Genomic DNA, 9032 nt, shown 5'->3' on the forward strand with positions numbered 1-9032 from the left:
TGCCTAAATCTTATGCCGTTTGCATTTTTTCGACAGAAGGTTTATGTGCGTCATATAAAGCTTGTCTGCGCAAATCGTCGTTGTGTCCAGTTTCTTCCCATTTTTTAAACTGCCCGCGATTACGTTTTATTTCCCCTAATACGTTGAAAAATTCCATGCCCTACCACTGTTTTGCCAACTGTTATATGTATAAATAAAAGTAAAAAATAAATAAAATTTGCTTATTTACGTATCTTTCCATGATATTCTGTAGAAAAGGGATATGTTATGGGTGAAAAAACTTTAGTTTTAATAGACGGACATGCACTTGCTTATCGTATGTATTTTGCACTTGAGCGCACAGGGATGAAGACTTCGGAGAAGTTCCCCACGTGGGCGATTTTTGGGTTTGTAAAGTCAATCGTCGACCTTTTAAAAAAGATTAAACCCGATGCTATAGCGATATCTTTTGATGTAGGCAGAGAAACCTTTAGAACAGAGGAATATTCAGAGTATAAAGCAAACAGAGAAGCCATGCCGGATTCTCTACGCACTCAAATGCAGGCAATAGTAGACAGTGCCGAAGCTTTTAATATCCCGGTTTATACGCTGGAAGGTTTTGAAGCGGACGATTTAATCGGCACTATTGTTACAAAAGCAAAACAGCTTGGGCATCATTCAATAATCCTGACGGGAGATCAGGATTCGTTCCAACTTATTGATGAAGAAGGTTTTATAAAAGTTCTAATCCCTTCAAAAGGAGAGCTTGTCGAATATGATACACAAAAGGTGTATGACAAATTAAACGTTTACCCTGAACAAATAGTTGATTATAAGGCCTTAAGGGGCGATACCTCTGATAATATCCCGGGGGTTAAGGGAATAGGCGAAAAAACAGCCGCAAAGCTTCTTGACGAGTTTAAAACGCTTGATAATATCTATGCAAACCTTGATAAAATCTCTTCAAACTCTGTGCGCACAAAGCTGGAAGAACAAAAAGACATGGCTTATAAGAGTCAATTTTTGGCAAGAATTTGCAAGGATGTTGACATTGACTTTAATTTTGAATCAGCCCATTTGGATATCCCTGACCCTTTAAAATTGCATGATTTTCTCGCCAAATATGAGTTTAACAGTATGTTAAAGAACATAAATGATATTTTGAAGCTCTTTAATTTTGAAGAAAAACCACCAAAAATGCAGGAACTTAACGAACAACCCCATGAAGGTCAGTTAAGCCTGTTTTCTATTCAGCCTCAATCTTGCCAGGCTTTTAGCGCACCTTTTAAAAAAGATGAGATAAAAAGAATTACGGTAGATACTAAGGAAAAATTTTACACTTTGCTTGAAGATTTGAACCGCTCGGAAGTGTTTGCTTTTGACACGGAAACAAACGGGCTGAACATTCTTACATCAAAAATTGTGGGTGTTTCTTTTGCTTTAAATAAAGCTGTTAAAGTGCAAAATTCAGAGCTAATCTGCGAAGATGATACGGCAGAAACCGTTTCTTATTATATACCCATAAACCATAATGAGGCTAGGTATTTTGACCCTGATAAAGTAATTGAGCTTTTAAAACCTGTATTTGAAAGCAAAACCATTGCCAAAATAGCCCAAAATGCAAAGTTTGAATACCATATTTTGAAAAACCATAATATTGAGCTTGAAAATGTAATTTTTGATACTATGATAGCCAGCTATGTCAATGATTCAGCGGCAAAACACGGATTGAAGCAGCAGGCTCTTAAGTATTTGAAGTTCGAAATGCAGGAAATAACAGAGCTTATAGGTAAAGGTAAAAACGAAATTACCATGGATATGGTTTGTATAGAACAAGCCGCTCATTACGCCTGTGACGATGCTTATGCAACCATGGAGCTTGCTAAGTATCATATTGAAAAATTCGACGAAGATGACAAAAACCTTTTCTACAAGATTGAAATGCCGCTTGTGAAAGTTCTTTATAACATGGAAAGAGCAGGGGTCAGCCTTGATGTGAAATATCTTAATACGCTTTCTTTGGAGCTTGAAGGTAAAATTATTGAATTGGAAAAACAAATTCTTGCTATAGCAGGTGTGAATTTTAACCTTAACTCACCCAGACAGATAGGTGAAATTCTGTTCGAAAGACTGCAGATACAGCCTAAGGGTAAAAATAAGACCAAAACCGGTTACAGCACAAGCGCGGATATTTTAGAAAGTCTGGCGAAAGATTATGAAATAGCTGATTTAATCCTTAAGCACAGGCATTTATCAAAAATTAAATCCACTTTTGTAGACAGTTTGCCGCTGCTTATAAGCAAAAAGGATAACAGGCTTCATACAAGCTACAACCAAACAGTTACAACAACAGGACGCTTAAGCAGCTCTAACCCCAATTTACAGAATATTCCGATTAAAACAAATATAGGTATTAAAATAAGAGGGGCTTTTGTTCCTCAAGACCCTTCAAATTATTACATCTTAACGGCAGATTATTCCCAAATTGAACTTCGGCTGCTTGCTCATTATTCGCAAGATAAAACTCTTACGGAAGCTTTCAGAAACAATGAGGATATCCACTCTCTTACCGCAAGCAAAGTGTTTGGGGTAAGTATGGATAAAGTTACCAAAGATATGCGCCGAAAAGCAAAAGCCGTGAATTTCGGTATAGTATACGGGCAGACAAAATACGGTTTAGCCGATACTCTCGGGATTTCTCAACAAGAGGCGCAGGAGTTTATAGATAAATACTTTGAAACCTATCCTGATATTAAACGGTATATGGAAGAAACTTTAAGCTTTGGGGTTCAGAACGGTTACGTAACAACGCTTTATGGACGAAAAAGATATTTTAACGAAGAGCTTAGAAGTTCAAATCGCAACATTCGCGAATTTGCCCAAAGAGCCGCCATAAACTCGCCTTTGCAAGGTACAGCTTCTGATTTAATAAAAATGGCTATGATAAAATTGGAAAATAAGATAAAATCTAAACAGCTGGATGCTACACTGATTATACAGGTTCATGACGAACTTATTTTAGAGGCAAGCAAGGCGCAGATTGACGAAATTGCTAATATAACAAAAGAATGTATGGAACTTTCGCAGCCTTTGTATGTGCCTCTGGTGGCAGACATTGAATACGGCGGCAATTGGATGGAAACAAAATAACAATATAAGGATAGTGTATATGAGATTAGGTGTATTTTTATCGTTGATGGTTTTACTGCTTTTTATGAACGCAGGCTTTGCAGATGTTGTGTACAAATCAAAATCAACCGTAACTAATGCTAATAATATGCAACTGGAGGATATACAGCTTAATATTATACCGGTAATAGAAACAGGGAGAGGAACACAGCCAAAGACGATTAATTCGGACAAGGTTTATGTAGCGCCTGTTATTATGCCGGCTAATGCGCAAAAACCTTCGTTGAATGTTAATGTGGAAAATCTGAAAAATATAAAAAAGGCGCCGCTACTGCCTAATGACAATATAAACTCTTCTTTAACCCAATATATAAACTATTATCAGGGCGGATATGATAATGTCTTTATGGCTGTTGTCAGCACTATTGAAAAATCCGATATAAATTTAGTATCATTTGACAGTCAAAGCGGTCGAATTTTTTGCAATTACAAAGGACAAAAACCGATGTTCGTATCAGTAAGCGAGTATAATGATAAGACGGTTATGGTAAAAGTTACCCCCGCAGACGGGATTTATAATATACCCTCAGCAGAAATAAATAAAATATTCGGCGGAATAAATACAACCCTGGCAAAACAAAGAACAAATTGAGGCAGAACGTGCAAAAAAAATGGGATATTCAGGAAAATAAAAGCTTCGATAAAAAGATTGTTGATATTGCAGGGGATGAAATTATTGCCCGAATTTTGGCAAACAGAGGGGTGGATACCCTTAAAAAACTTGATAAATTTATGCACCCTTTAGAATTTGAATTTTCATCGCCGTACCTTTTTAAGGACATGAAAAAAGCTGTTGAACGTATCAAAATAGCCATAGAACAATCACAAAACATTGTAATTTACGGTGATTTTGACTGTGATGGCGTAACAAGTACGGCTCTTTTATATAAAACACTGGTTAAAATCGGTGCAAAGGCAGGCTGTTATATCCCTGACAGGTCAAGCGAGAACCATGGGCTTAATTCCAAAGCTGTTTGCGAAATTATCTCCAAGCAGCGTGCAAAACTTATAATAACGGTAGATAACGGTATCAGCAACAATGCAGAGATTAAACTTGCGCAAAGCTTCGGGTGTGATGTTATTTTGACAGACCACCATGAGCCATCAGGCAGCGTACCTGAGGCTTATTGTATTTTAAATCCTAAATATTCCGAATGTCTTATTGATGATATAGAGTTTGAACAAGTGGAAGATTTAAGAAACCTTGCAGGCGTAGGAGTAGCGTATAAACTTGCTTGTGCGGTTTTGGATGAATTTAAACTTCAACAGTTTGCGAAAGAGCTGCTGTATATCGTAACTATAGGAACTATTGCGGATGTAATGCCTATTTTAGGCGAAAACAGGGCTATTGTTGCACAGGGTTTGGAATGTATAAAAACATATAAACCGAAATCAATTCTGCAACTTTTATCCTCAATGACCAAAGATATAGAAAAAACAGACAGTGAAACCATCGCTTATTTTATAGCTCCGAGGATAAATGCGGCGGGAAGGCTGGCACATGCAAACACTGCTTTGGAGCTTTTGGTGAGCGAAGACAAAGAAAAAATAGAATTTGCCGTGATGGAGGTTAACCGCCTTAATAACTTAAGACAGCAAATGTGTGATACTGCGCTTAATGAAGCTTTAATTAAACTTGATAAATCTAATATGCTCAAAAAAAATAAGGCTGTAATTCTGGCTGATAAAATCTGGCATGTAGGTATTATAGGACTTTTAGCTTCCAAGCTTGCGGAAATGTTTAACAGACCCGTATTTATAATGAGCATTGATGAAAATGAAAATCTCGCAAAATGCTCTATAAGGGGAGTAAAAGGATTTAATGTATATGAAACTCTTCAGCAGCTTGACGGCATTTTTGAAAGCTACGGCGGACATGCGCTTGCAGGCGGTTTTGTAGCGGATTTGAGCAAAATAACAGTTAAAGATTTGTCTCAAAAAATCCTTGATGCAGCCAACAAGTCTGCATCTGATGAATTTTTATCTCCAAAAATATCAATCGATGCCATTGTTAAACCGGAAAATCTAACGGTTGATTTTATAAACAAACTTGCTATCCTAGAACCTTACGGACAAAACAACAACCAATGTGTGTTCGGGATGGAAGATTTAGTCCTTAAAAAATTTGATACAATAGGCGCTAATGCTCATTTGAAGATGTTTTTCTCTTCTAAAAACGGAGAAATCTTCGAAGGACTTATTTGGAACAAAAATGAACATCCTGTTAACCTTCTTGATAAGGTAGATTTAACTTTTGTCCCTAAAATTAATACTTTTAACGATAAAACCTCGGTTCAGCTGAATATTAAAAATATTTACATAAAAAATCGTGAAGTCCCCTCAAACTTTGAAGAACCCAACCAAACAGAAGAATCTATTCTGATTGACCACCGTAAAAAAACAGATTACCTTAAGACTCTAAACAGCTATTTAGCTGCAAAAGATGCCTGTGTTTTTGTTGAAAATCCTAAAATCCTGCAGCAGCTTACTAATTATGATAAGGTTAAAGAAAAGAGTGTTAACAGGTTTTCAACCCAAAAGTGCGAGGAGCTGATTATTCTTGATACACCTTGTGAGGCTGAGGTTTTAAACGATATTATATCAAATTCCAAACCTCAAAAAATCCATGTCTTTAATTTTAATTCCAATAATTTGGAACCTGTAGATTATATCAAAACATTATCAGGCATGCTTAAGTATTCTTATAACAATAATTCAGGTAAGCTTGATATCAAAAAAAGCCTGGTATTTCTTTCAACATCATTTAATTGCTTGGAAACCTGCCTGAACCTTTTGGCGGATACGGGTGTTATAACCTTAATTTCGATAGATGGCAATCTGTGCGAATTTGAATTTTTGAAAGCCAAGCCTGTGAATGAAATTTTATTGTCTGACCTGTACAGTGATTTTGAAGTAGAATTCCGGTCTATAGCTGACTTTAGGGTGGATTTTAGCACCCTTGAGATAACTGCCGTAAAAGATTTAATATTGAAATAATAAATTTTTCATTAAATTACTAAATATCAAAGACAACATGGTATATAATGTAAATATGGGTAAAATCTACCGGGAGGTATGGTATGAATACCGAATATTATGTAAAAATGATTTTTAGTAAAATGGCATGTTCTCAATGCGGTACAAATTTTGATGACGATTGTATTGATATAATAAGGATAGAGGATAACTGCGCTATCGTAAGAATTTTTTGTACAACCTGCAGTAAAAACTATGGCATAGCTATAATAGGTATAGAGCGTATTGGCGAGCTTGAAATGCCTGAACATATTGAAGATGGTTCAGAGCCTGTTTCTTATGATGATGTTATAGATGCCCATAAGTTTATATCTGAAATGGGACCGGACTGGATGAAATATATTCCGCAGGAAAAACTTATAGCCGTTAATAGTATGTATTCTGACGAAGAGTAGAAGGCAAGGACAAGCGCTAAGCCATTTAATTTCTAAGCTTCCAAAACCACCCCCTATAAAAAAACCACCCTTTGACAGGTGGTGTGTTTCTGCATCCTAATGGTCTCTTCTTCCATTAATACTTAATAATTAGTGTTTCATTTACACTTATAACTTAGCACATGCTCTTATACTTTGTCAAGCTTTTTTTGATAAAACTTATTAAGGTTAGTAATAAATCTTAATAATAAAATTTAAAGGCTTAAAATACAGGTTAATTAAGCTTTTAAAGAGTTTTATTTTTCGTTTGCAAGTTGTTTAATCATATGCGCAATAAGATTTGCTTTGTGATTAGGGCTTTCAATGGGTAAATCACCGTATTTTTCGCTTATACGCTTGATAAGCCTTGCGGAATCCGGGCTGAAAAACAGCTTTGCATACAGTTCAACTCCGTCTTTTATTATAGGTGCGACAGAGTTTTTAAAGGCATTTGGGTATTTTTTATTATAAGCATTAAAAACCAATGAATTCATAGCCAGACAATCAACCTCTTCCTGAATGGAGGAGTAATAGTCTTTGTCTTTGGCATGGGATAATTCATGCATTATGGAGGCTGAGATTGCAAGCATTATATCAAAGCCTTTTTCATTTTTATATTTTTGGTTAATCACAATCGTATTGCGTTCTTTTGACCATTGGGCATGTATGTCAGGATGGTCTACTTCATCAAAAATAATGGATATTTTATTTCCGGCGGCAAAATCTATTGCTTCTTTGCCGTTATTAAAACATATTTTTGCGCCGAGTTTTTTGATATGTTGCACATCTTCCGGATTAAATTCTATGCTTTCCAGGCTTTTGAATGCCGTATCGAGTATATTAGAGTGTAGGTTAAATTGGTCTTCCTGTATTAGAACGGGTTTGTATGTGAAATTCCCTGTAAAAAAATCATTGTACAGGTTTTTAACCTTGCTCTCATCATATAAAGCAGTTCCAAATGAGTTATTAATATTATTTATTATGTTGATTTGCACGTAAATATTCCCTGTTATTCAGGTTAAACCATGGCAAAAAAATTTTTTGCTAGTGCGGCCTGGTTTGGTTAAGTTTGTTTCTTAAAGCTCTGAAGCGTTCTATATCTTCATTAGAACGGGAATTTTCTTTAAATAACACTTGTGAAGACGGGTGAACAAGTAAAATAGAGTCGATATGTACTTCTAAAAAATTATATTTTCTGGGAGGCTGATTGGCATTTTTGCTCATTATTTCAGCATCAGTTACCGCCAAAAATCTTCTTTCCGAATCATTTAATAAATCTGTCAGTTCCCTGTTGGAATTCGTATATTTAGACACATGGACAGTGCCTTTTATATCATAATCAGGGGTTAAAATATAAACCTCAATAGGTATAGTGTCAACTTTTTTTCCCATGTTCATTGCCCAAAAATATCAACAAAATTAAGTATAATATAAAAAATCAGATAAGACTAGTATTTTTACTCTTCTTCAATAGGTTGAACTATTTTTTCTTTTGAATTTTTACTCGTATTCTCTTTTTTCCCATTATTTTTATACTTGTCTTTAGTCTTAATTATATTTACTTTGTTTAAACTTGCCAAAGAGTTAAGGGTCGCACGAAGTTGGGCGCTTCTGTCAACAAAATTAGAGTTGTTAAAATCTCTGTTTTCATCCTGCTGTCCTCTGTTTCTGCGGTCAAAATACTCTTCGCTTGAGTTTTTGTCGTTAGGATTATTGGCAACTTCAGCGTTGTTCATATTGATTATGGGGCGGTTAAGATTGTTTAAGCCTGTGCCTTCAGCCATAAATCGTTTCCTTTTTCTCTCCGTTAGTAATTAATTGTACCAGTTTTTCCAAAAAAAACTATAGGTCAAATTAATGAGTCCTCCAGTATCTTTTAAAGAGCGTTAATAAAATAATTTGTTACTAAATATTTTAAAGCTTAATGAAAGTTTACAATGTGTTAATTTTTTTTGTGTTTAGCTTTAAAAGAATTATTAGAGCTTATAGGAGTATTTTTATGCAAGTAAGTTTTCGAGGTTTAAGATTAGTTGACTTAAAAACGGCAGATAAATTAACCCTTGACAATAGCCAAGTAAGGGGCATTGAAAACGCACCTGATGGTGATTCTTATTTATTGAGATACAGGAGCGGCGGAGAAACTAAAACAGCAAAAATCGCTCCAAATGCCATAATGTCAAGCCAAAATAGGGAAAATGAGCTTTTCAGGCTGGAAACAGCTCTTCTTAAGGGTATGTCAGATAGCACGGCTTTAGTATCCATTATTGCCGACATAAATTTTGATGTGAAAGCTTAAACATAATAGCCTTTTTATAATGCTTTTAAATCCTTTTCCTATACTAATTTTTAGTGTTTGCCATGTCGGATTTTCATGGTAGTATTAATTAATGATTAAAGTAGTTGGAAGAGTAAAGG

At 35.3% G+C, this 9032-nt stretch carries 9 protein-coding genes; 5 read left to right on the top strand and 4 right to left on the bottom strand.

Going from position 1 to position 9032, the window contains the following annotated elements; all coding sequences use genetic code 11:
- Nucleotides 1–10: 10 nt before the first annotated feature.
- Nucleotides 11–157: a hypothetical protein gene (locus PHX18_05890; GenBank protein MDD3594139.1), complete on the bottom strand. Its 147-nt coding sequence runs from the start codon at nt 155–157 to the stop codon at nt 11–13.
- Nucleotides 158–267: 110 nt separating this feature from the next.
- On the opposite strand from PHX18_05890, the gene polA reads away from it, so the two are divergent.
- The 4 genes from polA (at nt 268) to PHX18_05910 (ending at nt 6599) form a co-directional block, all read left to right on the top strand.
- On the top strand, nt 268–3129 hold the full coding sequence (gene polA, locus PHX18_05895) for a DNA polymerase I (protein ID MDD3594140.1): 2862 nt from the start codon (nt 268–270) through the stop codon (nt 3127–3129).
- A 19-nt stretch (nt 3130–3148) separates the two neighbouring features.
- Nucleotides 3149–3760 carry a hypothetical protein gene (locus PHX18_05900; GenBank protein MDD3594141.1) on the top strand — a complete coding sequence of 204 codons (612 nt, stop codon included), beginning with the start codon at nt 3149–3151 and terminating at the stop codon, nt 3758–3760.
- A gap of 8 nt (nt 3761–3768) precedes the next feature.
- Complete coding sequence (gene recJ / locus PHX18_05905) at nt 3769–6165, top strand: single-stranded-DNA-specific exonuclease RecJ (GenBank protein MDD3594142.1); 2397 nt, start codon at nt 3769–3771, stop codon at nt 6163–6165.
- Between the two features lie 83 nt (nt 6166–6248).
- Nucleotides 6249–6599: a hypothetical protein gene (locus PHX18_05910; GenBank protein ID MDD3594143.1), complete on the top strand. Its 351-nt coding sequence runs from the start codon at nt 6249–6251 to the stop codon at nt 6597–6599.
- Nucleotides 6600–6874: 275 nt separating this feature from the next.
- Here PHX18_05910 and PHX18_05915 read toward each other — a convergent pair whose 3' ends face one another.
- From PHX18_05915 to PHX18_05925, 3 genes are all read right to left on the bottom strand, one after another.
- A complete protein-coding gene (locus PHX18_05915) occupies nt 6875–7612 on the bottom strand; it encodes a hypothetical protein (GenBank protein MDD3594144.1) in 738 nt (245 codons plus the stop codon).
- Between the two features lie 49 nt (nt 7613–7661).
- Nucleotides 7662–8009: a hypothetical protein gene (locus PHX18_05920; GenBank protein MDD3594145.1), complete on the bottom strand. Its 348-nt coding sequence runs from the start codon at nt 8007–8009 to the stop codon at nt 7662–7664.
- Between the two features lie 65 nt (nt 8010–8074).
- Nucleotides 8075–8401 carry a hypothetical protein gene (locus PHX18_05925; protein MDD3594146.1) on the bottom strand — a complete coding sequence of 109 codons (327 nt, stop codon included), beginning with the start codon at nt 8399–8401 and terminating at the stop codon, nt 8075–8077.
- Nucleotides 8402–8616: 215 nt separating this feature from the next.
- On the opposite strand from PHX18_05925, the gene PHX18_05930 reads away from it, so the two are divergent.
- Nucleotides 8617–8913 (top strand): hypothetical protein, encoded by a 297-nt coding sequence (locus PHX18_05930; protein ID MDD3594147.1) that lies wholly within the window; start codon nt 8617–8619, stop codon nt 8911–8913.
- Nucleotides 8914–9032 lie beyond the last annotated feature (119 nt).

The organism is Candidatus Gastranaerophilales bacterium (assembly GCA_028696075.1).
In the GTDB taxonomy this organism is placed as follows: Bacteria; Cyanobacteriota; Vampirovibrionia; order Gastranaerophilales; family JAILCC01; genus JAQVHS01.

Coding starts and splice junctions, on each gene's coding strand:
- PHX18_05890 (MDD3594139.1), bottom strand. CDS start 157: ATGGAATTTTTCAACGTATTAGGGGAAATAAAACGTAATCGCGGGCAG.
- polA (MDD3594140.1), top strand. CDS start 268: ATGGGTGAAAAAACTTTAGTTTTAATAGACGGACATGCACTTGCTTAT.
- PHX18_05900 (MDD3594141.1), top strand. CDS start 3,149: ATGAGATTAGGTGTATTTTTATCGTTGATGGTTTTACTGCTTTTTATG.
- PHX18_05910 (MDD3594143.1), top strand. CDS start 6,249: ATGAATACCGAATATTATGTAAAAATGATTTTTAGTAAAATGGCATGT.
- PHX18_05920 (MDD3594145.1), bottom strand. CDS start 8,009: ATGGGAAAAAAAGTTGACACTATACCTATTGAGGTTTATATTTTAACC.
- PHX18_05925 (MDD3594146.1), bottom strand. CDS start 8,401: ATGGCTGAAGGCACAGGCTTAAACAATCTTAACCGCCCCATAATCAAT.
- PHX18_05930 (MDD3594147.1), top strand. CDS start 8,617: ATGCAAGTAAGTTTTCGAGGTTTAAGATTAGTTGACTTAAAAACGGCA.